This is a genomic window from Dokdonella sp. (genome assembly GCF_039926425.1).
GTDB lineage: Bacteria > Pseudomonadota > Gammaproteobacteria > Xanthomonadales > Rhodanobacteraceae > Dokdonella_A.
The window spans coordinates 1-25,577 of record NZ_JBDSWZ010000087.1 but is presented as its reverse complement, the minus strand read 5'-3'; the positions used below and the strand labels follow the sequence as shown (position 1 = coordinate 25,577).

Sequence of the window (25,577 nt, the reverse complement as noted above, 5' to 3'; positions counted from 1 at the left end):
GGGATGCCGGATCGGCATCCTGCGCGTGTTGCGTTACACCGGCCGGTCACTTGAGGTTGTCGCTCAGGATACGCGGCGTGACGAAGATCAGGAGCTCCGCCTTGGTGTCATTGCGTCCCTTGTTCTTGAACAGGTTGCCGAGGACGGGAACATCACCCAACAACGGTACCTTCTTGACGTTGTCGGACTTGCTGACCTCGTATACGCCGCCCAGCACCACCGTCTGACCATTGTCGACCAGCACCTCAGTGCTGATCTCCCGCTTGTCGATCGTCGGGGTCTGTCCGCCCCCGGGACTGTTCACGTATCCGGCAACGGCATCTTTCTTCACGTTGAGATTCAGCACCACGCGGTCGTCGGCGGTGATGGTCGGAGTCACCTTCAACTCCAGCACTACATCCTTGAAGTTCACGGTCGGAGTGCCGGTGCTGCCACCCACACCCGCCTGATACGTCACATAGCCAATTTCCTGACCCTGTTTGATGTCGGCTTCACGCTGATTCGCCGTGATGACGCGTGGACTTGAAACCACCTCGCTGCGTCCTTCCGTCTGGGCGGCGGAGAGCTCGAGATCCAGCAGGTAATCGGCACCGAGGATTGCGAGACCGAAACTTCCCGCGGGATTGGCAGCCGGCATGTTCACATTGAGGCGGTTGCTCAGATTGTTGTCGGTTTGCGTGACGCGGCCACCCTCGAGACCCGGCGGATAAATCGGATAGGGAACTCCGTTCGCGAGCCGACCGGCGAAAGCCTGGTCAGCCATGTAGTCTGCACCTGCAATATTGCCACTCGTCACGGCGACATTTCCGTTCGAATCGGTGTGAGCACCGCTGACGCCGAACTTGACACCCAGCTCACGCGCGAAACTGTCCGTTGCAATGACGATGCGTGCCTCGATCAGTACCTGCTGGACCGGTCGATCCAGAACCGCGATGAGCTGGCGAATTTCCAGGATCTTGGACGGAATGTCGCTGACCAACAGGGTATTCGTGCGGTCATCGAAGGTGACGCTTCCGCGCGACGACAGAAAGCCGCGCTGTTGCTGGCCCGCAGTACTGCTGCTGCCTGACTGCCCGGACTTCGCATCTGACGTGAGCAGGGACGCAATGTCCTTGGCCTTGCCATAGCTCACGGGAATGTAGTCGGAAACCAGCGCTTCCTTGTCCTCGAGTTTCAGGCGCGCGTCGGCGATCGATTCCTCGCGCTCCGCGATCTCTTTTTGCGGAGCCACCCAGATCACATTTCCGCGACGTCGCTTGTCGAGGCCTTTGGCCTGCAGCACGATGTCGAGTGCCTGGTCCCACGGAACATTGATCAGGCGCAATGTGACATTGCCCTGCACGCTGTCGGCTACGACGATGTTGAGATCCGAGACGTCGGCAATCAGCTGAAGCACCGATCGTGCGGGAATATCCTGGAAGTTGAATGTGACGCGGCTGCCGGAATACTCCGGCTCGGCGTTCTTTCCCTTCAACTTCGGATCGTCTTTCTTCTGCGACACCTCGACCACGTATTCGCTACCGGTCTGGTACGCCAACTGCTCGAAAGGCGGCTTCGCGACGATCTGCATATGGATGCCGCCGTTCTTGGCGCGCGTGTCGATCGATTGCACCGGAGTGGCAAAGTCGAGAACGTCGAGATGCTGCGCCTGATTGGGTGGCAACTTGACGTTGAGCAGATCGAGGTTGATCGTTCCGCCTTCGCGCTTGAGGTTGGCCGAAGCACCGGGACCGGTGAAGCTGATGACGACACGGCCTTCGCCGTTCTTGCCGCGTCGGAAATCGATGTTCGATACCTCGACAGTCTGTGGTGCCACCACGGCTTTCGTGGGATCGCTCTTCGAAACCGCGGCTGCGATGCTGCTCGAACCCATCACGCCATTGTTGATTGTAAGAACCAGATTGTTGCCATTGACGCGCGTTTCATACCCCGCGATGCGGAAGAGGTCCACAACCACGCGCGTTCGTCCGGCGGCTTCGATCGCCGATACCGCGGAAGTCGCTCCCGCACTGACATCGATATGCCGCTTCGCAAACCCGTTTCGCGTGTCGGCGAAGTCAAGTGCAATACTCGGAGGCGTCTCGGTGGAGAACACCTGGGGAACGGTTGCCGGGTTCGCGAACTTCAGCGTCACCTCAACTTTCCCGCCAGGCAACGCAGTCGAACTGAGATCCTCAAGCACGTTCTCGGCACGGGCGACCGGGCCCAGCAGGATACCGATGAGGAGCAGCATCCCGCAGACACAGATGCGGATCGGCCCGGAGGCAAACCTGTGCTTGGAGGTGGCGGCGAATGTGGTAGTCATGAGCTTTGTCCCCAATGAAGCGATCATTTCTTGGTGTCGTCCAGGGCAATCGTCGCTTGCCGTTCCATCCAGCTACCGGCTCCGTTCGGAACGAGTTCAACCAGATCGATACGGTCCTCTTCGACGGCGGTGACGCGGCCGTAGTTCTGGCCCAGATAGTTACCGACATGTATGCGGTGAACGACGCCGTCCGGGTCGCGCACCAGCCCTTCGATCTTCTTGGCCACTCCCAATGTTCCGGACATTTTCAGTCCGTCGAGTGGAAATGACTCCAGCGGTTCGCGCGGCCTGTTCTGGTCTGGCTGCGGACCGTTGCTGGCACTCTGCTGCTGTTCTTCCGCACTCAGCGCAAACGGGTCACGAAGATCCTGATCCTTGTAGATGAAGGTCTCGAACGTCTTGATGACCGGCAGCGGCTGTAACGGTTGACCCTTTTTGGCCTTCTCACGCGCGACCCATTGCCTCGGGTCCTCGCTCGGTGTGCAGGCTACGAGGAGCAGCAATATGACAATCACCGCGCAACTACGAGCCGAGGCGAGGGAAGTTTTCATGCTCATTTCGCTCCCGCCGCCGGCTTGCCGCCGGGGTTCTTGGCATCTGCAGCCTGTTTCGCCGTCGCTTGCTCGTCGTCGTCCAGATAACGGTATGTCTTCACGGTTCCCTCCAAAAGCAACTCGGAACCGGCCGCGCTTGCACCTTGAGTACTCGGAGTCACTGCCTTGAAGGGTCGCAGCGAAACATCGTGCATCGTGAGGATGACAACACGCGGTAACGAGGCGACGTTGCTGATGAACGTGCCAAACTGGTGGTAGGTTCCGCGCATCTTCAACTGGATGGGCTTCTCGGCGTAGAAGTCCTTCATGAGTTCCGCACCCGGTTGGAACAGCTCCGTTTCGATGCCTGCACCAAGCGCCGCTTGTGTAATGTCGTTCAAAAGATCCGGCATTTCAGTCTTGCTCGGCAATTGCCGAAGCATCGTCTGCAGCATCGCCGTCATGTCTGCCAGTTGCTTCCGATACGGCTCGAGATTGACGACCTTGGCCTGTTTGTCGGCAAAATCCTTTTTGAGTGAAATCTCTTTCCTTTCAGAAGCTTTGAGATCGTCCTGCTGCGTACTGATCTTGAAATACCAGCCGAGTGCAAAGATAGCGATAACGATCAGGCTTGCGAAGAAAACCTTGACCGACTTCGGCCATGCACCAATGTTGTTGCGATCGAGATTGCGAAGATCTGCGAAGAAGCTCATTTCTGCTCCCCTGCACTCGAAGTTGCCGGTTTGGCTGTGACGGGAGAATTTTGGCCTTCGGTGACTGACGGCGCTGGCACCGATGTGCCCTCTTCATTCACTTCCTGATCCGCCTTGGGTGTACGCAGCTGGACGTCAAGCGAGAACGCGTACGGCAACTTTTTTTCGGCATCCTTTAAATCGGACTGGTTTTCGATCTTCTTCAGATCACTGTGACCCATCCAGGGCGACACGTTGATATTGCGCATGTAGCTGGCAACGCGCGAATTCGACTCCGCCACTCCTTCGATGGTCAACACTTCTCCAAGCTGCTTCATGGTTCCCATGCGCGCACCATCGGGAATCGTCTTCACCATCTCGTCGAACAAATGCACCATTTGCGACCGGTTCGACTGAAGTTGCTCGATGATTTCCTTGCGGGTCAGCAGTGCGGAGCGCTGCTTGTCGAGTTCCTTGATTTCTTCGATCTGCTTGTCGAGATTCTTGATCTCGCCCTGCAAATAGGCGTTGCGCGAATCCTGGTTGTCGATCAGCTGTCCCATCCACAGGATTGCGACCAGCAAAATCGCCGCTGCCGCTACGGCCGTGCCGAGCAGCATCATGTAGAACTCGCGCTCGCGCTGCTTGCGCCGGTCGGCGCGCCACGGCAGAAGGTTGATGTTGGCCATCAGTCGTAACTCCTGAGAGCGAGACCGCAGGCGATCATCAAGGCCGGTGCGTCCTGGGCAAGCGTCTGCGCCTGCACCCGACCAGAGAGCGTCATGTCGGCCAGCGGATTGGCAACGATGCATGGAACGCCGAGGTGTTCCTCGACCATGTCGGCGACGCCGGCAATGGCGGCACAACCACCCGCGAGCACCACCTGATCGACGCGGCTGTATTCGCTGCCGGCGAAGAAGAACTGCAGGAGACGGCTGATCTGCTGGACCATCGCTTCCTTGAAAGGCTCCAGCACCTCGACTTCGTACGATTCCGGCAATCCGCCCTGCCGCTTGGCAAGACCTGCTTCTTCGTAGCTGAGCCCGTAGCGGCGCATCACTTCGTCGGTCAACTGCTTCCCGCCGAAGACCTGCTCGCGCGAATAGATGGTGCGCTGGCTCTTGAGCACGATCAGCGTGGTCATGGTTGCGCCGACGTCGACGACCGCGACGACCGCATCCTTCGGAACCGATAGCTGGTCGGAGATGAGTTTGAACGCGTTTTCCATCGCAAACGCTTCGACGTCCATCACCTTGGCGCCGAGGCCCCCGAGGTCGAGCGCTGCGATGCGCAGGTCGACGTTCTCGGTTCGCGATGCCGCGAGCAGGACGTTGACCATGTCCGGGTTGTCCTTGACGCGACCCAGCACCTCGAAGTCGAGGCTCACTTCCTCAATCGGATAGGGAATGTACTGGTTTGCCTCGATCTGGATCTGCGCTTCCATGTCGTCTTCCGACAGGTCGCCCGGCATCGGGATCACCTTGGTGATCACGGCCGACCCCGCAACGGCGGCGGCGGCAAACTTGGTCTTGGCACCGGAACGACTGAGCGCGCGACGGATCGCATCACCCACCGCCTCGACCTCGACGATGTTTTTCTCGACGACCGCGTTCGGCGGCAGCGGCTCCACCGCGTAGTGTTCAACGCGATAACGACCACCGACCTGCACGAGCTGAAGCAGCTTGACTGCGGTCGAACTGATGTCGACGCCGATCAACGGCGGCGCTTTTGGTGTGAATAGGCCCACACTTTTTCCCCTTCCCACGCGCCCTTACGAGCGAAAGATGCGCCGTTACATTAAATACGATCATTAACGGTTTTTCAACGGCTGTCCACAACAATTTCAAATTCGATGCCGGACAGAGACTTGCGTCTCACTCGGCACCCCAGTCGCCGCCCCGACGGGAGAGTGACTGCTGTATCGTGCAATCACATACCCTATATACTCCGATACTTACGGTGCATACCTTGACTGGCATCACAAGTCCCGCCGCATGACCTTATTTCTTCGTTTGCTGCGCTATGCGCTCTACCTCGCGCTGGCCGGCGTCCTGCTGGGCACAATCGCTCTTGGCACCGCCTACTGGCTGATCTCGCCACGCCTGCCGTCTGTCGACACCCTCAAGGACGTGCGCCTCCAGGTGCCGATGCGGGTGAGATCTGCCGATGACAAGCTGATCGCCACGTTCGGCGAAACCAAGCGCACGCCCGTGCGCATCGAGGACGTGCCGGAGCGCCTCAAGAACGCGTTCCTCGCGGCCGAAGACGCGGACTTCTACTCTCACCGCGGAATCGACATCGGCGGAATCGCGCGTGCCGTGTGGCTGACTGTCACGACCGGCAGCAAGCATGTGGCAGGCGGAAGCACGATCACGCAACAGGTCGCGCGAATGTTCTTCCTCAGTTCCGAGGTCAGCTACACGCGCAAGCTGTCGGAAATCTTCCTCGCGTTCCGGATCGAAGGCGCGCTGACGAAGGACGAAATTCTGGCGCTCTACCTCAACAAGAGCTTCTTTGGCCACCGCTCCTACGGGATTGTCGCAGCTGCCGAGTTCTACTATGGGAAGACGCTCGACCAGCTGACGCTGGCGGAGTGCGCGATGCTGGCATCGATCCCCAAGTTTCCGTCGACGGGCAATCCGCTGAGCCGCCCGCAACGCGCCCTGGAGCGCCGCGGCTATGTGCTTGGACGGATGCTGGAGAACCACTTCATCAGCCCGGCGGAACACGCGGACGCGCTCAATCAACCCGATCTTGCCCAGGCACACGAGGCTCCGGTCGAAGTCGATGCACAGTATTTTGCGGAGCTCGTGCGACTCGAGGCGATCGAGCGTTTGGGCAACAACGCGCTGACCGATGGCTACGTGGTCAAGACGACGCTTGATTCGGTGCAGCAGGAAGGCGCAACGCGCGCATTGCGCGGAGCGTTGATGAGCTACGACCAGCGCCATGGCTACCGCGGTGCGGAAGCCCATATCGACCTGGCGCCCGCTTCCAATGGATCCGATTGGGACGACACGCTTGCGGACTACCGCTCGGTGGCCGGACTGGAGCCTGCACTCGTCACTGCGAGCGGCAAGGAAGGCGTCACTCTCTACCTCGGCGACAACCACACCACGATGCTCGATCCGGTATCGATCGCCTGGGCGAAACGCGGGAGCTCCAAGAGCCTCGCCGAGTTGTTCAAGCCAGGTGACATCGTGCGGCTCGCGCATGCCGAGGGCGACAAGCAAGCCGAGGGGGAGAAGAAAGCCGAGGGTGAGAAGAAAGCCGAGGGCGCGAGGAATGAGTGGAAGCTCACTCAGATCCCTGCAGCGGAAGCCGCGATGGTGGCGTTGAATCCGGACGATGGCGCAGTGGAGAGCATGGTCGGTGGACTCAGCTTCCAGCGCAGCAAATTCAACCGCGCAACCCAAGCCGCCCGACAGCCCGGTTCCGGATTCAAGCCGTTCCTTTATTCGGCTGCGTTCGAGCGCGGGTTCACGCCTGCTTCGGTCCTCAACGATGCGCCAGTCCAGTTCCCCGACCCTTCCAAGCCCGACGGCATGTGGTCGCCGAAGAACGACGACGACGCCTTCCAGGGTCCCATGCGCCTGCGCGAGGCACTCGTCAAATCGGTCAACCTGGTATCGGTCCGCCTGCTCGATGCAATCGGCGTCCGCTACGGTCGCGAATACATCACGCGCTTCGGCCTCACGCTCGACCAGATTCCGGAGAATCTGTCGATGGCTCTCGGCACCGCCGCCGTCGCGCCACTTGCGATGGCGCGCGGTTACGCCGTATTCGCCAATGGCGGCTACCTGATCGATCCGTACATGATCAGGGAGATCGTCGACCGTGACGGCAAAGTGGTTTGGCGCGCGGACCCTGTCGTCGCCTGTGCGAGTTGCAGCGGACGCGGCCAGGCGGACGCCGGACTCCCTGCGCGTCCAACCGGTGCTGCAAGCGCAATGAACCCGATGGGTACGGCCAAGGCGGATACGCCAGCGACCGCTGAAGCAGCCGCGCAGCCGCATCTTGCGCCCCGGGCGATCGATGCACGCAACGCGTATCTGATGACCTCCATGCTGCGCGACGTCATTCGTCGCGGGACGGGCTCGGCAGCCATGGTTCTCAAGCGCAACGACCTCGCTGGCAAGACCGGATCGACCAACGATCACCGCGACGCGTGGTTCACCGGATACAACGCCAAGCTCGTTGCCAGTTGCTGGGTCGGATTTGACGACTTCAGCTCGCTCGGCAGAGGCGAATTCGGCGCAAAGGCGGCGCTGCCGATCTGGATCGACTTCATGCGCGTTGCGCTGAAGGACGTTCCCGAGCAGCCGTTCGACATGCCGCCCGGAATCACTCGGGTGCGCATCGATCCGGGCAGTGGACTGCTGGCGGCGTCAGGTGATCCCGGCGCGATCCTCGAGGTGATGAAGGCGGAGGATGCGACGCGTCTTGCGACCCAGCCGGAGCAGACCGATGACCCCAATGGCGAGCAGCGCGAAGCCTACGACGTGTTCTGATGGCCTCGCGGCGCGGCAATGATCCACATGTCCAGGAAACCCGGCGCCGCATCGCGCTCGAAGCAGCGCGGCTGATGAGCGAAAGCGGCCTGCGCGACTATGGCCACGCCAAGCAGAAGGCGGCCACCCGACTCGGAGTGTTCGACGAGGCCAGTCTTCCGAAGAACAGCGAGGTCGAGGATGCGCTCCGGGAACATCAGCGCCTTTTTCAGCGGAGTGCGCACACGCGCAGCGTGAAGCAGTTGCGCGAAGTGGCGCGCGAAGCGATGCGCTTTCTGGCGCGTCACGAACCCAGGCTGGTCGGCGCGGTGCTTGAAGGAACCGCCGATGAACATTCAGCGGTGTGTCTTCATCTCTACTCGGACCAGCATGCCGATGTCATCGCCCAGCTGCGCGAAAGCGGGATCCCGTACGAAGAACGAAGCCGGCGCCTGAGGCTCGATCGCGACACGGCGCAGGATTTCACGGTGCTGCAGTTCAGCGCCGACGGCACGCCGATCGACCTGACCTTGTTGCCCTACGACATCCTTCGCCAGGCACCGCTCGACCGCATCAGCGAGAAGCCGATGCAGCGCGCGACGGCGGCGGCACTCGACCTGTTGATCAAGCTCGAAGATCGGGCTTGACCGGACGGAAACTCAGCGCTTCGACGGTTCCACGTAATCGCGTTGCGGTGCGCCAGTGTAGATCTGGCGCGGGCGACCAATGCGGGTCTCAGGATCGAGATGCTGTTCGAGCCAGTGAGCGACCCACCCTGCAGTCCTCGCGATGCCGAACATCACCGTGAACATCTCGGTCGGGATCTTCAGCGCCTTGTAGATCAGCCCGGAATAGAAATCGACGTTTGGATACAGCTTGCGCTCGATGAAGTAGTCGTCCTTCAGTGCCGCCTGTTCGAGTTCGAGCGCGACATCCAGAAGCGGATCACTGACCTTGAGATCGGCCAGTACCTTGTGGCACATCTCGCGGATGATCGTCGCGCGCGGGTCAAAATTCTTGTAGACGCGATGACCGAAACCCATCAGGCGGAATCCGGAGTTCTTGTCCTTCGCCTTGTCGACCGCCTTGCTGACGTTCTTCGAGTCACCGATCTCGCCGAGCATTTTCAGCACCGCTTCATTCGCGCCGCCGTGCGCGGGGCCCCAAAGCGCTGCGATGCCTGCCGCGACGCACGCGTACGGATTCGCTCCGGTGGAACCGACCAGTCGAACGGTTGACGTCGACGCATTCTGCTCGTGATCCGCATGCAGGATAAAGAGCAGATCGAGCGCCTTGGTGGCGACCGGATTGAGCTCAAGTGGTTCGCTCGGCACTTCGAACATCATGTGCAGGAAACGCGTGACGTAGTCCTGATTGTTGCGCGGATAGCGCACCGGCCAGCCGATCGAATACCGATACGCCGCCGCCGCGATCGTCGGCACCTTGGCAATCAGCCGGATGGCCGCCAATCGGCGCTGCTCCGGATCGTTCATGTCGAGGGTGTCGTGGTAGAACGCCGACAACGATGCGACGGAGGCGCACAGCATCGCCATCGGATGCGCGTCGTAATGGAAGCCATGAAGGAAGTTCTTCAGCGACTCATGCATCATCGTGTGATGCGTCACCTCGTCTTCGAACGCCGACATCTTCGCCGTGTCGGGGAGTTCGCCATTGATCAGCAGGTACGCAACTTCGAGGAAGTTGGACTGCTGGGCCAGCTGCTCGATCGGGTAACCGCGATACAGCAATACACCGGCGTCACCATCGATGAAGGTGACCGCACTACGCGTCGCGGCGGTCGACCCGAAGCCCGGATCGAACGTGAAATAGCCGGTCTCCTTGTTGAGCCGTGCGATATCGATCGCCGGATCCCCCAGAGTGCCTGTCACGACCGGGAACGTGCTGCTCTTGTTCGTGGCGGAATCGGTGAGCTGGACGGTTTTGTCGGACACGGCGTAACTCCTTGCTGCGGACGGCGGCCCCGCGAATCATCGCGGCAAGCGGCAGACGAGAAATGCGTTGGGGGCCGTCATGATCATGCACGGCCAATGCATAATTATTGCACGGCAACATCCGCACGCGCAGTGCTTGACTCCAGAGACGGGGATGCTGCGCGGCAGTGAAATCGCACGTCACGCCGAGCGTTGCGCGCAAACGCAGACACCGGCCATTCGGGCCGGTGTCTGGGAATGCTGCTGTCGTCGCCGCGCGATGCGGCGAGTGACCCGCGTCGTTACTTCGCGTAGCGGCGGCGGAACTTGTCCACGCGACCCGCGGTGTCGACGATCTTCTGCTTGCCGGTGAAGAACGGGTGCGAGTGGCTGGAAATTTCCACCTTGATCAGCGGATATTCCTGTCCGTCTTCCCACTTGATCTTGTCCTTGCTGGACATGGTCGACTGGGTGAGAAACGAGAAATCGCTGGAAATGTCCTGGAACACGACCGGCTTGTAGTTCGGATGGATATCGGCTTTCATGGTGGGTCCTGATCCGCGGAGTCGGCGGGATAAAAGAGCGGCAGTTTATCCTGCGCCGCATGGGGCACGCAAGTTCGACCACAGCCCGGCTTCATCGGCTCGGCGGCGCTTCCCGTGCGCCCAGCGCGCACGCAACGAGTTCCTCGAATCGGTGCCGGTCGACATCGAGCACGATGTTTGCGTTTGCGCGCTGGCCGAGCCGGTTGTCCCAGTCGACGACCGTTGCTCCCCGTGTGAGATGTCCACTCATTTCGATCGCAACATGGTGCCGCTCGGACCGGGTCACGATTGCCGGATCGAGCGCCACGGCCATGGCCAGCGCGTCGGCGAGAATCATTCCGGATCGTTCATGCGAAAGACTGAAGGCGTGCGCCTTGCGCGAGATCGCGGTATAGAAACGGGCTCGCGCGTCTCCGCTGCCAAGCAGATCGTCGAAGCGTGCGAATCCGATCGCATGCCGCATGCAGGCCTCCCAGTCGACCAGATCAAAAGCCGGCCACTCGGAGAATACGATGTGCGCCGATTCGGGATCGAAGCCGATGTTGAACTCGGCTGGCGCCCGATGCGTATTGCCACGGCCATTCACTGCACCGCCCATCACGACAAGTCGCTTGATCCGCGTCGGCAACGCGTGATCGAGACGCAGTGCCAACGCAATGTTGGTCAGTGGCGCCAGCGCGACCAGGGTGAGCTCTCCCGGACGCTCTTTTGCCAGACGGACGATGGCCATGGCCGCGTGTTCAGCGCTTGCGGTTCGCCGTGACGGAAGGCCGCCGGTGTCGCCAAACCCGTCTGCACCGTGCACGAACCCCGCGTCGTCCGCAGGAAAAACAAGTGGCACCGAGCAGCCGGCGAATACCGGAGTTTCGGCACCGACACGATCGATCAGGTTCAACGCATTTCCAACAGTGTGCGCGAGCCCGACATTGCCTGCGGCAATCGTCAGAGCCACGACGTTCGCGCTCGCATGCGCCATCAGGATCGCCAGAGCGTCGTCCACGCCCGGGTCCGTGTCGATCAACAATTCCGGCGCTGGCACGTCCACTCCTTCATGACCGTCACGACATCAGGCTCCAGCGAATCGAGCTGCGCTGCCGATCCAGCGCGCGATCAGTCGTTCGGCCAAATCCGGATGGTCGCGCGCAAGGACTTCACCAACCGCCTGGACCGAAGACAGCAACCCCGCATCCCGGGCGAGGTCGGCGACGCGGAATTCGAGCTGCCCGGTCTGGCGCGTGCCAAGCAGTTCGCCCGGACCGCGAAGCTCCAGATCCTTTTCGGCGATGCGAAAACCGTCACTGGTTTCGCGCATGACCGCGAGCCGGGCGCGGGCGGCCTGCGACAACGGCGGCTGATACAGCAGCACACAGCTCGATGCCGCGCTGCCGCGGCCGACACGTCCGCGCAGCTGATGCAGCTGTGCCAATCCGAGCCGCTCCGCGTTCTCGATCACCATCAAGCTCGCGTTCGGCACATCCACGCCAACCTCGATCACAGTGGTCGCGACCAGCACGCGGAGCGCACCGGACTTGAACGACTCCATGGCGGCCTGTTTTTCTTTCGCCTTCAACCGGCCATGCACCAGACCGATGCTCAACTCCGGAAGCGCCGCGGTGAGCTCGGCGAAAGCCACCTCTGCGGCCTGCGCTTCCAGTTGCTCGGACTCCTCGATCAACGTGCATACCCAGTACGCCTGGCGTCCTTCGGCGCACGCAGCGCGGATGCGCTCGATCACTTCGATGCGGCGAGCCGCCGAGATCGCGACCGTCTGTACGGGCGTGCGACCCGGCGGAAGTTCGTCGATGACCGACACATCGAGGTCGGCGTACGCCGTCATCGCCAGGGTTCGCGGAATCGGCGTCGCCGTAAGAACGAGTTGATGCGGAACGCTGTCACCGGCGCGCCCCTTGTCGCGCAGGCTGAGCCGCTGGTGCACACCGAATCGATGCTGCTCGTCGATGATCGCAAGTCCCAATCGCTTGAACACGACACCTTCCTGCATCAGCGCATGCGTGCCGATCACCAACGGAGCGCCGGCTGCCACTGCAGCGCGTGCCACGTCGCGCGATCGGCCTGTCACCTTGCCGGCCAGCCACACCGGTTCAACACCCAGCGGTTGCAGCCACTTCTGGAACAGGCGCCAATGCTGCTCTGCGAGCAACTCGGTCGGCGCAACGAGCGCTGCCTGCCAGCCCGCTTCAATCGCGGAGAGAGCAGCCATGGCCGCCACCACGGTCTTCCCGGAGCCGACATCCCCTTGAACAAGCCGCAACATCGGCACGGGCTTGCGTAGATCGCCTTCGATGTCCGCCACGACGCGCTGCTGGGCGCCCGTCAATGCGAAAGGAAGCTCCGCCCTGAAGGCCGTTCGCAACGCTCCGTCGCCGTCGAATGCAGGTGCGGCATGTCGTCGAACCTGCGCGCGCAGACGCTTCAGACTCAGATGGTGGGTCAGCAATTCCTCGAACGCCAGACGCTGCTGGGCCGGATGACGTCCGGCCATCAACGCCGCGATGTCCGCGTCGGCCGACGGTCGATGCACGGTCAACAGCGCATCCCGCAACGATGCGAAGTGCAGCGGCGCGCGCAACGCCTCCGGAATCAGTTCCAGCACGCCCGATTCGGGCAGGCTCGCGAGCGATCGTTCAATGACGCTGGCGAGACGCTTCTGCCCCAGGCCCTCGGTGGTCGGATAGACGGGAGTGAGGCGTTCTTCGGGCAGCGCTGCGAGTGTGCCGGAAACACGTTTGTATTCCGGATGCACCATCTCCGGACCCTGCGCACCGTGGCGGACTTCGCCAAAGCATAGAACACGCGTTCCGGGAGCGAGCTGTTCCGCTTGGGCGCGATTGAAATGGAAGAACCGCAGCGTCAACGTCGACTGGGAAGAATCCCCGACCGCGACGCGCAACTGCGGGCGAAACCGAAAACCGCGTTCGACGGCTTCGACGATTCCTTCGACCTGGGCGCTTTCGCCGATGCGCAAATCGCGGATGGCTGTAATGCGCGTGCGATCCTCGTATCGCAGCGGCAAGTGGAACCACAGATCCTGCACGCAGGCGATGCCGATTCGCGCAAGCGTGTGCTCGAGCGCGGGCCCGACGCCGCTCAGGGACGAGACTGGCGCAGACCCCGAATCCGTGGATCGTTCACTGGACTGACGCGGTGCGGAACGAGGCATGCGGGGCGTCTCGATCGATGGCCCGAACGCGCCGCGCGCACTGCTCAGTCGAACGTCGCGACGAGATCGATCTCCACTGCGGCTCCGCGTGGCAACGCGGCGACGCCAATGGTCGAGCGGGCAGGATACGGTTCGCTGAAATGGCGCTTCATCACCTCGTTGACCGCAGCGAAATTTCCGAGGTCCGTGAGATAGACGCCGACGCGTACGACATGATCGAATGAAGCGCCTGCCGCAGTGAGCACCGCTTTCAGGTTCTCGAACACCTGCTGTGTCTGCGCCGAGATGTCGCCGGCTGCCAGTTCACCGGTCGACGGAACCAGCGGAATCTGGCCGGACAGGTACAGCGTGTTGCCGCTGCGCACGGCCTGGGAATAGGGGCCGATCGCCTTGGGCGCGTGGTCGCTGTGGATGATCGTGCGGGACATGGCCGTCCGGAATCGGGAAAGGGTTCGGCAGGATAGCAAACGGCGGCGACCCGGTATTCCGTTCGGCAACGCCGATTCGCGTCAGACCGGATGACGTCGCACTGCGGTGACGACGTGCAATCGCCGCACGCGACGCATCACGTCGGCAAGACTCTTGCGGTTCTGCACTTCGATCGTGAAGAGCATCGTCGCGGTCATCGCATCGCGTTCCTTGTATTCGACGTTCTCGATGTTCGAGCCGGCCTCGGCGATCGCAGCGGCAACCTGCGCCAGCACACCCGGTTTGTTGGTCACCTCGATGCGCAACTCGACCTTGTAGTCGCCTTGCACGCTGTCGTCCCACGCGATCTCGATGCAGCGCTCCGGCGACTTGCGCAATTCCGGCACGTTCGGACACTCGTCGCGATGCACCACGATCCCCTTGCCCGCGGACAGGTATCCCATGATGTTGTCGCCCGGAAGCGGGTGGCAGCAGTTGCTGAAACTCAGCACGCCCCGCTCGGCCCCGGTGATCATGATTTTTTCGTGTCCGCGAAGCCGCGACGCCCGCGTCGACTCGCCCTGACCGGACAGCAGCGCCTGCGCGACAGTGTCCGCGACGCGATTGCCCAGTGCGATGTCGGCGAGAAGTTCTTCCAGCCGCTTGAACTTGTGCTCGGTCAGGTAGCGATCGAGCGCGGCATGCGGAATCGCCTCCAGCGACATTCCCTGCAGGTCCAGCGCGCGATCGAGCATGCGATGACCGAAGTCGACCGCATCCTCGTGTTGCAGGCGCTTGAGGTGATGACGGATGGCGGTCCGCGCACGTCCCGAAACGACCCAGTCGAGCCATTGCGGGCTCGGTGTCGCGGACGGCGCGGTGACGATCTCGACCGTCTGCCCGCTCGCCAGCGGCGTGCGCAGCGGAACGAGCTTGCGATCGGCACGTGCGGCCACTGCATGGTCGCCGACATCCGTGTGCACGAAATACGCGAAATCGAGCGCCGTCGCATTGCGCGGCAGTGCGAGGATCTGCCCCTTCGGCGTGAAGAGATAGACCTCATCCGGAAACAGGTCGATCTTGACGTTCTCGATGAACTCCAGCGAGGACGGCATGTCGGACTGCCGGTCCATCAGGTTCGACACCCATTCGCGTGCGCGCGTTTGCGCACTGTTGGAGGGCGACGTCTCCGTCTTGTACACCCAGTGGGCAGCGACGCCGCGTTCAGCGACCGCGTCCATCTCCTCGGTGCGGATCTGGATCTCGATCGGCGCGCCGAACGGTCCGAACAACACCGTATGCAGCGACTGGTAGCCATTCGCCTTTGGAATTGCAATGAAGTCCCGAAACCGGCCTTCCAGCGGTTTGTACAGACCGTGAGCGGAACCGAGCGCGTGATAGCAGTGCGCTGCGCTGTCGACGACGATGCGCAAGCCGTAGACATCCATGACCTGCGCAAATGATTTGTTTTCGCTGCGCATCTTCGTGTAGATGCTGTAAGGCGATTTGATCCGGCTGACCACGCGATGCGCGATCTGCTCGGCTGCAAGGCGCGTATTCAACGCAACTTCGATGCGTGCCATCGCTTCACGGCGATTGCCGAGCACGGCGCGGATCCGTTCCGCGATGACGCGATGGCGATCGGGATACAGCGCGCGAAAGCCGAGATCCTGCAACTCGGACTTGAAGCGGTTCATGCCGAGGCGCTGGGCGATCGGTGCGTAGATGTCGAGCGTCTCGCGCGCGATGCGGCGACGCGAGTCGGCCTCCATCGAGCCGAGCGTCCGCATGTTGTGCAGCCGGTCGGCGAGCTTGATGAGAATGACGCGCAAGTCGCGCGCCATCGCGAGAAGCATTTTGCGGAAACTCTCCGCCGCCGCTTCCTGGCGATTGCGGAAGCGCACCTTGTCGAGCTTGGTGACCCCGTCGACCAGCTCGATCACCACCGGCCCGAAGTCGGCGCCGATCTGCTCGGCGCTCAGTTCCGTATCTTCGAGCGTGTCGTGCAGAATCGCGGCAATGATCGTTTCGGCATCCATCCCGAGTTCGGCAAGGATGCTCGCCACAGCGACCGGATGCGTGATGTACGGCTCGCCGCTCTTGCGGGTCTGGCCGGAATGGGCGTTGGCACCGATTTCGTAGGCCTTGCGGACTCGCGCGACCTGCTCAGCCGGAAGGTAGGCGGCGAGTTGATGCTCGAGCGCACGCACGTCGGCGGGAGGCTGGCTCACCGCCGGCACCCTTTTCTGCTCGGGCGCGGTCGTGGCCATGGTGCCCGGGCAGCCTCTCAGGCCGCCCCGTCGTCAAGGCACTGGCGCCAGCTCAGAGCCATCAGAGGTCGTCGCCGCCCTTGCCCAGATCGTCGTCCACTTCCGCGGCGGCCCACTCCAGCGCCTCGCGTTCGGCCTTTTCGCGTTCCTGCTTGTCGATCTCGTCGATCAACTTTTGATCCACCTTCCGCTCGGCAATCTCGCGCAGGGCAAGCACCGTCGGCTTGTCGTTGTGGACCTCGACCGCGGACGTCGCTCCTTTTGCCAGCTGCCGGGCGCGCTTGGTCGCCATCAGCACGAGCTCGAAGCGGTTGTCGACGACTTTCAGGCAATCTTCTACGGTGATACGGGCCATGCATCCCTCTCCGAAACAAAATTGAAGCCAATTCATGGCTTTAGCAAGGGCGGATTGTAGCGCGCCGCTCTTGTGCAGCGCAATCGCGCGTTCGGTCGCAGGTCGTTGGAGCACACTTATGGCGTGCACGCGGACCCCGCTTTCGCGTAGCCTTGTGGCGCGGAAGGGATAGCCAGCTGCCGCGGTCGATTTCGTCCGCGCGCCCCAGAGAAAAAATAACGACCCATGCAATCCAAAACCATCCAGCGCCAGCTTCGTGCAGGCCTGATTGCCCTGAGCGTCCTTTTGCTTGCCGGTTGCACCATCGCCAAACCCCGGAACGACGATCCGTGGGAAGGATTCAACCGCAAGGTCTACAAGTTCAACGATGCGGCCGACAAGGCTGTCATCCGACCCGTCGCCGCGGGGTATCGAAAGATCACCTCGTCCGACATGCGACGCATCGTGTCGAACTTCTTCGCCAACGCGCGGATGCCGATCACGATCGTCAACGACGTCCTGCAGGTGGCACCGAAGGCCGCCCTGCACAACACCGGGCGGTTTGTGATCAATTCCACGGTGGGTTTCGCCGGGCTTTTTGATCCGGCAAGCGAACTCAAACTGCCTCCGGACGATACAGACTTCGGCGTCACGCTCGCGAAGTGGGGATTACCCGAGGGTCCGTTTCTGGTCTTGCCACTCATCGGTCCCAGCAGCGCGCGGGACGTCTTGCGTCTTCCCGTCGACAGCTACTTCGATCCGCTTTCCTGGTATGCCAAGGATCACGATCTGCGGCTGCATGCGGAGGAATTTCCCTCGATCCTGTATCTCATCACGCTGCGGGCGCGCGGAATCGATGCCGAAGGCCTCCTCGACGGCATCTATGATCCATACGTTTTTTATCGAGATGCGTACCGGCAACGACGTCTGTACGACATTTATGACGGAACCCCGCCAGCCGAGGTGACCGACCAGTTGCAGGGCACCGGCGACATGGACGTGGACAAGCTGCTCGACGAACAGCATGCCTATGAAAAGAAACAGGGTGCTGGCACGACGAACGACCAGCACTGATCCAGCGGCGTTGATGGATCAGGCGATGCCGAGCATCGGTTCGGCGTCGCACAAGTGGGCGAGTGCGCGCAGCCCGACAGGCACGCCTGTGTAGCGGATCCGTTTCCCGTCCGTTTGCGCCCGTGCGGCCCAGGCCAGCAGTACTGCGAGGGTTGCACTGTCCACGGCTTCGACGCCGGCGACATCAACGGACATTTCGCTTGCCGCGCCATTCAGCAATTCTTCGCTACGCGCAAAAGCGGCCGGCGCTTCGATGAAGCCGAGACGGCCAGTCACTCTCGCGTGACTGGCGTCGCTGCGCTCGATCCGCAGCGCAGGCAATGTCACTGACCGCCCTTCTGATCGTGCTCCATCGAATCGAGCACCTTGTCGCCCTGTGTTTCCAGGCGGCTGATCAATGCGTCGAGGTTGGACTTCTGGATTTCAGCACCGACCTGGTTGCGGTAATTGGTGATGTACGAAATGCCCTCGATCACCACGTCATACGCCTTCCACTCTCCTTCGCGCGTCTTTCGGAATGCGTAGTCGACAGCGAGCTTCTTGCCATCGTCCAGAACCACTTCGGTACGAACGATCGTCCGCTTGTCACTCATTTCGCCTTTGGTCGGGAGCACCCGCACGGCGCCACGCGTGTAGTTGAGCAGACCTTCGGCGTAACGGTGGGCAATCGAGTTGTAGAACGCCTTCGCGAAACGTGCACGCTGCTCCGGCGTGGCCGTGCGCGCGTACTGGCCAAGGACCAGGATCGATGCGTAATCGATGTCGAATCTCGGCAGCAAAATGCCGTCGATGATCTTGATCAGCTTGTCACGGTCGGCTTTGAGCTCGTCCTTGTGACCGACAATGGCCTTTCCGAGCTCGTCCGCAATCCCCTGCACGACGGCATCTGGCGTCTGCACATCAGCACGCGCCTTCGGTGCCGATGCGATTCCGAAAGAAAAAACGAGTGCGAGCGCGATGGTACGCAAAAGCATGGTGTCACTCCTTGGATTCAGTGCTTTGGATCAGGTGTGGTGCTGGTGGGTTCGCTGGCTGGCTTGTCCGCAACCGGCGCCGTTGCGGGCGGCGCATCGGCGGATTTTTGCGGAGAACCGTTGACCAGGAATTTTCCGATCAGATCTTCGAGCTGCATCGAGGACTGCGTGAGAATGAACTCGTCGCCGTCCTTGAACATGTCGGGCGACCCTCCCGGCTGGATCCCAACGTACTGGTCGCCGAGTAAACCGCTGGTGAATATTGCGGCCGCGGAATCGTCAGGGAGATTGTTGTAGCGGTTGTCGATCGAGATGCGCACCTGCGCATCGAGTTTGGCCGGATCCACCTCGATCGACTCGACCGAACCAATGCGCACACCTGCAAGCTTCACCGGCGCCCGCAGTTTCAACTGCCCGATGTTGGTGAAACGCGCATTCAACACGTAGCTCGCGCCCTGTCGGAAATTCGCGAGCGAGGTGGTTTGCGTCGCTAGATACGCAAGCGCGACAAACCCGAGCAGGATGAAGAGTCCAGTGCCGATCTGGTACGAACGTCGTTGGGTCATCTGGAGAGTCCTGTGGCCTTTCGGGTGGACGAGACGCCGGAAGCGAAGGCCAGGCATGGCCCGCGCAGTCGGGATCGGTCTACATCAAGAATGCGGTCATGACGAAGTCGATCGCCAGCACGACGATCGAAGAGGACACCACCGTCCGCGTCGTCGCGTAAGCGACGCCTTCACTGGTCGGTGGCGTGGTGTAGCCCTGGAAAACTGCAATGAGGGCGATGACTGCACCGAATGCCGTGCTCTTCCACGTCCCGTTGATCACATCCTTCCAGACATCCACGCTGGAGGTCATGTTCGACCAGAAGGTGCCGTTATCGAGTCCGAGCCAGGTGACGCCGATCAAGTGCGCGCCGAGGATGCCCATGGCGTTGAACACGCAGGCGAGCAGCGGCATTGCGACGATGCACGCGAGAAAGCGCGGCGCGGCGACATAGGCGAGCGGATCGACCGCCATCATCTCCATCGCCGACAGCTGGTCGGTTGCACGCATCAGGCCGATCTCGGCCGTGATCGAGGTGCCTGCACGTCCTGCGAACAACAACGCGGTGACGACCGGACCCAACTCGCGATACAGCGACAGCGACACGACCGTGCCGAGCGCGGCGGTGCCGCCGAAGATCGAGAGCACGTAATACAGCTGCAAACCGAGCACCATGCCGACGAACAATCCGCACGTCATGATGATGACGAGACTCATTGCACCGACGAACCAGATCTGCCGAATCGTCTCGCGGACATGACGAAGGCTTTTTGGAATCGCTGCCAGAATCTGCAGCAGGAACAAGCCGCAGGCGCCGATCTGCGCGAGTGCATTGCCAATCATCGAAGACTGTTCGGGAGGATCCTTGCGCACGGCGTTCATGCGGCACCCCGCACGTTCGTTGTCGCAGGAAAACCCAGCTCTGTCGCGTAGTCGAGTGCCGGATACTGGAAGGGTACGGGGCCATCCGATTCGCCGCCGAAGAACTGTTTCGTCCACGCCGACTCGCCGCGGGCGAGTTCCGCAGGGGTGCCGCGGGCGACGACCTTGCCCGCAGCGATCAGATAGACGAGGTCGGCAGCGCGTGCAACCGCGGCGAGTTCGTGCGCGACCAGGATGCTGGTGATGCCGAGTGTCTCATTCAAGGTGCGAATGAGGCGAAGCACCTGGTTGAGCGCGATCGGATCGAGCCCGACGAAAGGCTCGTCGTAGAGAATCAGCATCGGATCACGGATCATCGCCCGCGCCAGCGCAACCCGGCGTGCCATGCCGCCGGACAGTTCGCTCGGCATCAGGTCCGCTGCGCCGCGCAGGCCCACGGCCTGCAGCTTGGTCAGCACGATGTTGAGAACGAGTTCCTCCGGCAGTTTCAGATGCTGGCGCAGCGGAAACGCGACATTCTCGAACACGCTGAAATCGGTCAGCAAAGCCGAGTTCTGGAACAGGAAACCGATCTTCTCGCGCAGCTCGAACAGAGCATTGCGCGAAAGCGACGGTACGTTCTGGCCATCGACACGGATTGTTCCCGCATCCGGCATCAATTGACCCGTGATGTGGCGCAGCAGGGTGGTCTTGCCGGTCCCGCTCGGGCCCATGATCGCAACGATCCTGCCGCGCGGAATATCGAGATCGAGGCCATCGAAGATCGTCTTTCCGCCGAGCACGGTCTGCAAGCCGCGCACCTGCACGAGGGCGGCTTCGGTCGTCGATGCTGGCGGATGGATATCGGTCACTGGGCTAGGCTCGTGGTTCGGGTTCGACGGTGCCGCGTGCCGGTTCGCTCCAGGGAGCGGCGAGCTACCTTAGCCGAAGGTGGGCGGCGGCTGCACACGGGCGCCATGCGCATTCAATCGGCCTTCAGCAGATCGTCGATCAGCGCTGCGTGCCGCGCAAGCTGCGCGCTTCGGCGCAAGCGCTGGCAACACACTATTGATCGCAGATCGGTCAGCGCATCGGCGAAATCGTCGTTGATCACGAGAAAATCGAAATCCGCGGCATGGGCGATCTCCAGGCGCGAGTCGACCAGTCGCCGCGCGATCGCGTCGGCGTGATCGGACGCGCGCGTGCGCAGTCGCCTTTCAAGCTCGGCACGGGAAGGGGGGAGGATGAAGACGCTGACGAAATCCGGCCGACCCGACACGGGACCCTGCGACAGCTTCGCGCGGATCTGCCTGGCCCCCTGCCAGTCGATCTCCAGCAGCACATCGCGGCCCTGCGAAAGGATCGGTTCAACAGCACTGCGCGCAGTGCCCTTCAGGTCGCCGTGCACGCTTGCGTATTCGTAGAACGCATCGGCGCCGGCCATGTGCTCGAATACCTCGCGCGACACGAAGTGGTAATGCCGGCCATCGACTTCGCCAGGACGCGGCATGCGCGAGGTGTACGACACCGAGAGGCTGATGCCCGGCTCCCGTTCCAACAGCGCGTGCACGAGACTCGTCTTGCCGGCGCCGGACGGCGCCGCAACGATGAAAAGCGTTCCGCTCATTCGAGGTTCTGGACCTGCTCGCGCATCTGCTCGATCAGCACCTTGAGCTCGACCGCAGCGTTGGTGGTGCGCGAATCGGCGGACTTGGAGCCGAGGGTGTTCGCTTCGCGATTGAATTCCTGCATGAGGAAATCGAGGCGGCGACCGACTGCTTCCTTCAGACCGAAGATGCGCCGCGCCTCGGCGATGTGCGCCGTGAGTCGATCCAGCTCCTCGTCCACGTCGATGCGCTGCACCTGCAGCACCACTTCCTGCTCGATCCGACCGGGCTCGAGTGGCATCTTGAGTTCCGCCAGCTTCGCATCGAATCGCGCCCGCAGCGCGGCGCGGATTTCGGGCAGAAACGTGCGCACGTCGGCAACGATGCGTTCCATGCCGTCGAGCCGTTCGCGCATGAAGCCTCCGAGTCGCTCGCCTTCGCGCGCGCGCGTCGCAACCATGTCGTCCAGCGCGTCGTCGAGCAGCTTGAGTGCCGCGTCGCGCAGAAACTCCTGGTCGGTGTCGCGATCGAGCAAAACGCCGGGCCAGCCCAGCAACGAGGTGAAATCCACGTTGAGCTGAGGGAACCGTGCCGCAAGCGACTGCGCCGTGTCGGCAAGCCGTGTCACCAGCGCCTCGTCCACCTTGATGGCCGACGCATCGGCAACCGCTGCCTTGAACCGCATTCCGAGATCGACCTTGCCTCGCGACAGCCTGGCGGCGACGCGCTCGCGCACCACGGCTTCCAGGCTTCGCAATTCCTCGGGCAGGCGCAGGCCGAACTCGAGGTAGCGATGATTGACCGAGCGCAACTCGATCGCGAGAGTGCCGTGCCCGGTATCGGCTTCGGCGCTGGCAAAGGCGGTCATGCTACGCAGCATCGACAAGTTCCACGAAGGCCAAGGGGGCGCAATGGTAAGCTCCACGGCCCATTTGCCAAAGCAAATCCTCGCATGACGGGTTTCTCTGCATGACTTCGGCCTCTCCGACTTCCACCACGAACGCGAACGCCCGACCTTCCGGACGCGCGCCCGACGAATTGCGCTGCGTGAGCATCCAGCGTCGCTTCACCCGCCACGCCGAAGGCTCGGTGCTGGTCTGCTTCGGCGATACGCAAGTGCTGTGCACCGCGAGTGTCGAGGAAAAGGTGCCGCCATTCCTGCGCGGCAAGGGTGAGGGCTGGGTGACCGCGGAGTACGGCATGTTGCCGCGCGCGACCGGGAGCCGGACCCAGCGCGAAGCTGCGCGAGGTGGCCAGGGCGGACGGACGATGGAAATCCAGCGCCTGATCGGACGCAGCTTGCGCGCATGCATCGATCGCCACGCGCTCGGCGAACGCACGATCACGCTCGACTGCGACGTGTTGCAGGCCGACGGCGGCACGCGCACGGCCGCGATCACCGGCGCGTATGTCGCGCTCGTCGATGCAATCAGCTGGCTCAAGTCGCGCAACCAGATCAAGCGTGATCCGATCTTCGGCTCGGTTGCGGCGGTGTCCGTCGGCATCCACAAGGGAATGCCGGTGCTCGACCTCGACTACGCAGAGGACTCGGCGTGCGACACCGACATGAACGTGGTGATGAACGATGGCGGCGGGTTCATCGAATTGCAGGGCACCGCTGAGGGTCATGCATTTCGCCGCGATGAACTCGACGCGCTGCTCGCGCTCGCCAGCAAGGGCATTGCGGAATTGTGCGTGAAACAGCGCGAGGCGTTGGCCGGCGCGTGACCGCGCTGTCGCGCTTTTCCAGTTCCGGCATTCGACGACCGCGACCATGCGCCGAATCGTTCTCGCCAGCAGCAACGCCGGCAAACTGACCGAGATGCGCGCGATCCTGGCCGGCCTCGACGTCGAGCTGATTGCGCAGTCGGACCTCGGTATCTGCGACGCCGAGGAAACCGGAACGACGTTCGTCGAAAACGCAGTGCTGAAGGCGCGTCACGCGTCGGCGAATTCCGGCCTTCCCGCACTCGGGGATGATTCCGGCCTCTGCGTGGACGTGTTGGGTGGCGCGCCCGGGCTCTATTCCGCCCGTTACGCCGGCGCGCATGGCGACGCGGCCGCGAACATCGCAAAGCTGCTTTCCGCACTCCACGGCGTCGACGAAGATCGCCGTACGGCGCATTTCCATTGCTCGATCGTCTTGCTGGCTTCCGCTGCGGATCCCGCGCCGCTGATTGCAGAAGGTCGTTGGGCCGGTCGCATCCTGCACGCCGTGCGGGGGCATGGAGGGTTCGGTTATGACCCGATCTTCTTCGATCCGGCAACGAACCTCGGTGCTGGCGAACTCGACGCGTCGACAAAGAACCGGGTGAGCCATCGCGGCCAGGCGCTGGCTGGCCTGCGCGAGCGGATCGGCGGGTAGCCCCGACGCGCTGGCACGCCGCACCTACAATACCGGCATGTCCATCATTGCCCCGCCGCTGTCCCTCTACATTCACATTCCATGGTGCGTGAAGAAGTGTCCGTACTGCGATTTCAATTCGCACGCGCAGAATGGCGAGCTGCCGGTGCAGGCCTACGTCGACGCCCTGCTGGCCGATCTTGATCGCGACATCGAATCCTTCGCGGGTGCAGTCGCCGGCCGACCGCTGCACAGCATCTTTTTCGGGGGCGGCACGCCGAGCTTGTTCGCGCCCGATGCGATCGCGCGCATTCTCGATGGTGTCGGATTGCGACTCGCGCTTCCCGACGGTATCGAAGTGACGCTTGAGACCAATCCGGGCACCGTCGAACACGGGCGATTCGACCAGTACCTTCGCGCCGGCGTGTCGCGCCTCAGCTTCGGCGTGCAGAGCTTCGACGATTCCAAGCTCGCACGACTCGGGCGCATCCACTCGGCCAGCGACGCCGAACGCGCGATCCGCGACGCACAGGATGCTGGCTACTCGAACATCAATCTGGACCTGATGTACGCGCTGCCGGAACAGACACTGGCTCAGGCACTGGACGATGTCGAGCGCGCGATCTCGCTCGAGCCGACGCACCTCTCCCACTATCAGCTGACCCTCGAACCGAACACGCTGTTCGCATCGCGGCCACCTCCTCTGCCCGACGAAGACAGCGCATGGGACATGCAGGACGCCTGTCAGGAGCGCATGTCGGTCGCCGGCTTTGCGCAGTACGAGGTGTCGGCGTATGCCAAAGACAGCCGGCACAGCCTCCACAACCTCAACTACTGGCAGTTCGGGGATTACCTCGGCATCGGTGCCGGCGCCCACGGCAAGCTGACAGACGTGGATCGCGGAACCATCGTGCGCACCGCCAAAGTCAAACTGCCGCGCAGTTATCTCGAGCGCGCCGCACGGGACGAACCGGCCGGCACATTGAATCCGGTCGACGCGGCCGAGCGCCCGTTCGAATTCATGATGAATGCGCTGCGGCTGAACGCCGGGGTCGATCTCCGTCTGTTCGTCGAGCGATGCGGAATGGATTCAAGCGCCATCGCCGATGCACTGCGATCGGCGCGTAAACGCGGCTGGATCAGCGACGACCCCGAGCGCATCGTCGCGACCGAACTCGGTCGGCGGTTTCTCAACGACGTGATCGGCCTGTTTCTGCCGGATCGTCCGGGGAAGGCTTGAAAACCGCATTGATCGGGCTGACGACGTGTGAGTGCCCGGCCACGAACCATCGGGTATCGTGACGGGCCTATCCGCCGCGCACCCGCTTCCGATCATGATCACTCCCATCGTTCTTCACTGCCCGTATTGCGGCGAGTCGTTCGAAACGCAGGCCGATCTGTCGGAAGGATCATCCCGCTACATCGAGGACTGCGCTGTCTGCTGCCGACCGATCGAGGTGAGTGTCCGGGTCGGCGACGACG

The 25,577-nt window shown here is 62.2% G+C and carries 26 protein-coding genes; 7 read left to right on the top strand and 19 right to left on the bottom strand.

Translation table 11 applies throughout. From position 1 onward, the window contains the following. Positions 1-46: 46 nt before the first annotated feature. The 5 genes from pilQ to ABIV12_RS05600 all read right to left on the bottom strand — a co-directional run bounded on the left by pilQ (position 47) and on the right by ABIV12_RS05600 (position 5,277). On the bottom strand, positions 47-2,305 hold the full coding sequence (gene pilQ, locus ABIV12_RS05620; protein ID WP_348057108.1) for a type IV pilus secretin PilQ: 2,259 nt from the start codon (positions 2,303-2,305) through the stop codon (positions 47-49). Positions 2,306-2,328: 23 nt separating this feature from the next. Then, positions 2,329-2,856: a pilus assembly protein PilP gene (locus tag ABIV12_RS05615; protein WP_348057106.1), complete on the bottom strand. Its 528-nt coding sequence runs from the start codon at positions 2,854-2,856 to the stop codon at positions 2,329-2,331. A gap of 2 nt (positions 2,857-2,858) precedes the next feature. Continuing rightward, positions 2,859-3,551, bottom strand: coding sequence for a type 4a pilus biogenesis protein PilO (gene pilO, locus ABIV12_RS05610; protein ID WP_348057104.1), 693 nt, complete (start codon positions 3,549-3,551; stop codon positions 2,859-2,861). Next, positions 3,548-4,153 (bottom strand): PilN domain-containing protein, encoded by a 606-nt coding sequence (locus tag ABIV12_RS05605; protein WP_348057102.1) that lies wholly within the window; start codon positions 4,151-4,153, stop codon positions 3,548-3,550. Before ABIV12_RS05605 ends, pilO begins: the two co-directional genes overlap by 4 nt. 65 nt (positions 4,154-4,218) lie before the next feature. After that, the gene (locus tag ABIV12_RS05600; protein WP_348057097.1) at positions 4,219-5,277 is read right to left on the bottom strand and encodes a pilus assembly protein PilM; all 1,059 of its coding nucleotides are present in this window, start codon (positions 5,275-5,277) and stop codon (positions 4,219-4,221) included. 247 nt (positions 5,278-5,524) lie between these two features. Here ABIV12_RS05600 and ABIV12_RS05595 point away from each other — a divergent pair, with 247 nt between their 5' ends. Together ABIV12_RS05595 and ABIV12_RS05590 are read left to right on the top strand one after the other, a co-directional pair. Next, on the top strand, positions 5,525-8,041 hold the full coding sequence (locus tag ABIV12_RS05595; protein WP_348057094.1) for a penicillin-binding protein 1A: 2,517 nt from the start codon (positions 5,525-5,527) through the stop codon (positions 8,039-8,041). Beyond that, positions 8,041-8,667, top strand: coding sequence for a hypothetical protein (locus ABIV12_RS05590; RefSeq protein WP_348057092.1), 627 nt, complete (start codon positions 8,041-8,043; stop codon positions 8,665-8,667). The genes ABIV12_RS05595 and ABIV12_RS05590 overlap by 1 nt, the downstream gene beginning before the upstream one ends. Before the next feature lie 12 nt (positions 8,668-8,679). Here ABIV12_RS05590 and ABIV12_RS05585 read toward each other — a convergent pair whose 3' ends face one another. The 7 genes from ABIV12_RS05585 to rpoZ all read right to left on the bottom strand — a co-directional run bounded on the left by ABIV12_RS05585 (position 8,680) and on the right by rpoZ (position 16,710). After that, on the bottom strand, positions 8,680-9,972 hold the full coding sequence (locus ABIV12_RS05585) for a citrate synthase (protein WP_348057090.1): 1,293 nt from the start codon (positions 9,970-9,972) through the stop codon (positions 8,680-8,682). Positions 9,973-10,253: 281 nt separating this feature from the next. After that, positions 10,254-10,496: a type B 50S ribosomal protein L31 gene (locus tag ABIV12_RS05580; protein ID WP_348057088.1), complete on the bottom strand. Its 243-nt coding sequence runs from the start codon at positions 10,494-10,496 to the stop codon at positions 10,254-10,256. Between the two features lie 91 nt (positions 10,497-10,587). Next, the gene (locus tag ABIV12_RS05575; RefSeq protein WP_348057086.1) at positions 10,588-11,535 is read right to left on the bottom strand and encodes a nucleoside hydrolase; all 948 of its coding nucleotides are present in this window, start codon (positions 11,533-11,535) and stop codon (positions 10,588-10,590) included. Positions 11,536-11,562: 27 nt separating this feature from the next. Further along, positions 11,563-13,677, bottom strand: a complete 2,115-nt coding sequence (recG, locus tag ABIV12_RS05570) for an ATP-dependent DNA helicase RecG (protein ID WP_348057084.1) — start codon at positions 13,675-13,677, stop codon at positions 11,563-11,565. A gap of 44 nt (positions 13,678-13,721) precedes the next feature. After that, positions 13,722-14,105: a RidA family protein gene (locus ABIV12_RS05565; protein WP_348057082.1), complete on the bottom strand. Its 384-nt coding sequence runs from the start codon at positions 14,103-14,105 to the stop codon at positions 13,722-13,724. A gap of 81 nt (positions 14,106-14,186) precedes the next feature. Next, entirely contained in the window at positions 14,187-16,316 is a 2,130-nt protein-coding gene (locus ABIV12_RS05560) for a bifunctional (p)ppGpp synthetase/guanosine-3',5'-bis(diphosphate) 3'-pyrophosphohydrolase (RefSeq protein WP_348057080.1), read from the bottom strand. Positions 16,317-16,416: 100 nt separating this feature from the next. Further along, complete coding sequence (gene rpoZ / locus ABIV12_RS05555) at positions 16,417-16,710, bottom strand: DNA-directed RNA polymerase subunit omega (RefSeq protein WP_348057165.1); 294 nt, start codon at positions 16,708-16,710, stop codon at positions 16,417-16,419. A gap of 225 nt (positions 16,711-16,935) precedes the next feature. Here rpoZ and ABIV12_RS05550 point away from each other — a divergent pair, with 225 nt between their 5' ends. Then, the gene (locus tag ABIV12_RS05550) at positions 16,936-17,763 is read left to right on the top strand and encodes a VacJ family lipoprotein (protein ID WP_348057078.1); all 828 of its coding nucleotides are present in this window, start codon (positions 16,936-16,938) and stop codon (positions 17,761-17,763) included. 18 nt (positions 17,764-17,781) lie between these two features. Here ABIV12_RS05550 and ABIV12_RS05545 read toward each other — a convergent pair whose 3' ends face one another. The 7 genes from ABIV12_RS05545 to ABIV12_RS05515 all read right to left on the bottom strand — a co-directional run bounded on the left by ABIV12_RS05545 (position 17,782) and on the right by ABIV12_RS05515 (position 22,631). After that, on the bottom strand, positions 17,782-18,090 hold the full coding sequence (locus tag ABIV12_RS05545; protein WP_348057076.1) for an STAS domain-containing protein: 309 nt from the start codon (positions 18,088-18,090) through the stop codon (positions 17,782-17,784). Continuing rightward, complete coding sequence (locus ABIV12_RS05540; protein WP_348057074.1) at positions 18,087-18,737, bottom strand: ABC transporter substrate-binding protein; 651 nt, start codon at positions 18,735-18,737, stop codon at positions 18,087-18,089. Before ABIV12_RS05540 ends, ABIV12_RS05545 begins: the two co-directional genes overlap by 4 nt. A gap of 17 nt (positions 18,738-18,754) precedes the next feature. Continuing rightward, on the bottom strand, positions 18,755-19,303 hold the full coding sequence (gene mlaD / locus ABIV12_RS05535) for an outer membrane lipid asymmetry maintenance protein MlaD (protein ID WP_348057072.1): 549 nt from the start codon (positions 19,301-19,303) through the stop codon (positions 18,755-18,757). A 79-nt stretch (positions 19,304-19,382) separates the two neighbouring features. Next, complete coding sequence (gene mlaE / locus ABIV12_RS05530) at positions 19,383-20,165, bottom strand: lipid asymmetry maintenance ABC transporter permease subunit MlaE (RefSeq protein ID WP_348057070.1); 783 nt, start codon at positions 20,163-20,165, stop codon at positions 19,383-19,385. Continuing rightward, entirely contained in the window at positions 20,162-21,007 is an 846-nt protein-coding gene (locus ABIV12_RS05525) for an ATP-binding cassette domain-containing protein (RefSeq protein ID WP_348057163.1), read from the bottom strand. The genes mlaE and ABIV12_RS05525 overlap by 4 nt, the downstream gene beginning before the upstream one ends. A gap of 122 nt (positions 21,008-21,129) precedes the next feature. Further along, positions 21,130-21,771: a guanylate kinase gene (gene gmk / locus ABIV12_RS05520; protein ID WP_348057068.1), complete on the bottom strand. Its 642-nt coding sequence runs from the start codon at positions 21,769-21,771 to the stop codon at positions 21,130-21,132. Further along, positions 21,768-22,631 (bottom strand): YicC/YloC family endoribonuclease, encoded by an 864-nt coding sequence (locus ABIV12_RS05515; RefSeq protein ID WP_348057066.1) that lies wholly within the window; start codon positions 22,629-22,631, stop codon positions 21,768-21,770. Before ABIV12_RS05515 ends, gmk begins: the two co-directional genes overlap by 4 nt. 89 nt (positions 22,632-22,720) lie before the next feature. Here ABIV12_RS05515 and rph point away from each other — a divergent pair, with 89 nt between their 5' ends. From rph to ABIV12_RS05495, 4 genes are all read left to right on the top strand, one after another. Continuing rightward, the gene (gene rph, locus ABIV12_RS05510) at positions 22,721-23,479 is read left to right on the top strand and encodes a ribonuclease PH (RefSeq protein ID WP_348057064.1); all 759 of its coding nucleotides are present in this window, start codon (positions 22,721-22,723) and stop codon (positions 23,477-23,479) included. 46 nt (positions 23,480-23,525) lie between these two features. After that, positions 23,526-24,116, top strand: a complete 591-nt coding sequence (rdgB, locus tag ABIV12_RS05505; protein ID WP_348057062.1) for an RdgB/HAM1 family non-canonical purine NTP pyrophosphatase — start codon at positions 23,526-23,528, stop codon at positions 24,114-24,116. Between the two features lie 37 nt (positions 24,117-24,153). Next, positions 24,154-25,335, top strand: coding sequence for a radical SAM family heme chaperone HemW (gene hemW, locus ABIV12_RS05500; protein WP_348057060.1), 1,182 nt, complete (start codon positions 24,154-24,156; stop codon positions 25,333-25,335). A 94-nt stretch (positions 25,336-25,429) separates the two neighbouring features. Next, positions 25,430-25,577 (top strand): CPXCG motif-containing cysteine-rich protein (locus ABIV12_RS05495; RefSeq protein ID WP_348057161.1); only part of this gene is annotated, 148 nt, incomplete at its 3' end.

Bases quoted from the DNA above. Each gene is read 5' to 3' on its own strand.
- mlaD (WP_348057072.1), bottom strand. From the start codon at position 19,303: ATGACCCAACGACGTTCGTACCAGATCGGCACTGGACTCTTCATCCTG.
- pilQ (WP_348057108.1), bottom strand. From the start codon at position 2,305: ATGACTACCACATTCGCCGCCACCTCCAAGCACAGGTTTGCCTCCGGG.
- rph (WP_348057064.1), top strand. From the start codon at position 22,721: ATGACTTCGGCCTCTCCGACTTCCACCACGAACGCGAACGCCCGACCT.
- ABIV12_RS05605 (WP_348057102.1), bottom strand. From the start codon at position 4,153: ATGATGCTGCTCGGCACGGCCGTAGCGGCAGCGGCGATTTTGCTGGTC.
- rpoZ (WP_348057165.1), bottom strand. From the start codon at position 16,710: ATGGCCCGTATCACCGTAGAAGATTGCCTGAAAGTCGTCGACAACCGC.
- ABIV12_RS05590 (WP_348057092.1), top strand. From the start codon at position 8,041: ATGGCCTCGCGGCGCGGCAATGATCCACATGTCCAGGAAACCCGGCGC.
- ABIV12_RS05540 (WP_348057074.1), bottom strand. From the start codon at position 18,737: ATGCTTTTGCGTACCATCGCGCTCGCACTCGTTTTTTCTTTCGGAATC.
- ABIV12_RS05565 (WP_348057082.1), bottom strand. From the start codon at position 14,105: ATGTCCCGCACGATCATCCACAGCGACCACGCGCCCAAGGCGATCGGC.
- rdgB (WP_348057062.1), top strand. From the start codon at position 23,526: ATGCGCCGAATCGTTCTCGCCAGCAGCAACGCCGGCAAACTGACCGAG.
- ABIV12_RS05595 (WP_348057094.1), top strand. From the start codon at position 5,525: ATGACCTTATTTCTTCGTTTGCTGCGCTATGCGCTCTACCTCGCGCTG.
- ABIV12_RS05580 (WP_348057088.1), bottom strand. From the start codon at position 10,496: ATGAAAGCCGATATCCATCCGAACTACAAGCCGGTCGTGTTCCAGGAC.
- pilO (WP_348057104.1), bottom strand. From the start codon at position 3,551: ATGAGCTTCTTCGCAGATCTTCGCAATCTCGATCGCAACAACATTGGT.
- ABIV12_RS05550 (WP_348057078.1), top strand. From the start codon at position 16,936: ATGCAATCCAAAACCATCCAGCGCCAGCTTCGTGCAGGCCTGATTGCC.
- gmk (WP_348057068.1), bottom strand. From the start codon at position 21,771: ATGAGCGGAACGCTTTTCATCGTTGCGGCGCCGTCCGGCGCCGGCAAG.
- ABIV12_RS05615 (WP_348057106.1), bottom strand. From the start codon at position 2,856: ATGAAAACTTCCCTCGCCTCGGCTCGTAGTTGCGCGGTGATTGTCATA.
- ABIV12_RS05515 (WP_348057066.1), bottom strand. From the start codon at position 22,631: ATGCTGCGTAGCATGACCGCCTTTGCCAGCGCCGAAGCCGATACCGGG.
- mlaE (WP_348057070.1), bottom strand. From the start codon at position 20,165: ATGAACGCCGTGCGCAAGGATCCTCCCGAACAGTCTTCGATGATTGGC.
- hemW (WP_348057060.1), top strand. From the start codon at position 24,154: ATGTCCATCATTGCCCCGCCGCTGTCCCTCTACATTCACATTCCATGG.
- recG (WP_348057084.1), bottom strand. From the start codon at position 13,677: ATGCCTCGTTCCGCACCGCGTCAGTCCAGTGAACGATCCACGGATTCG.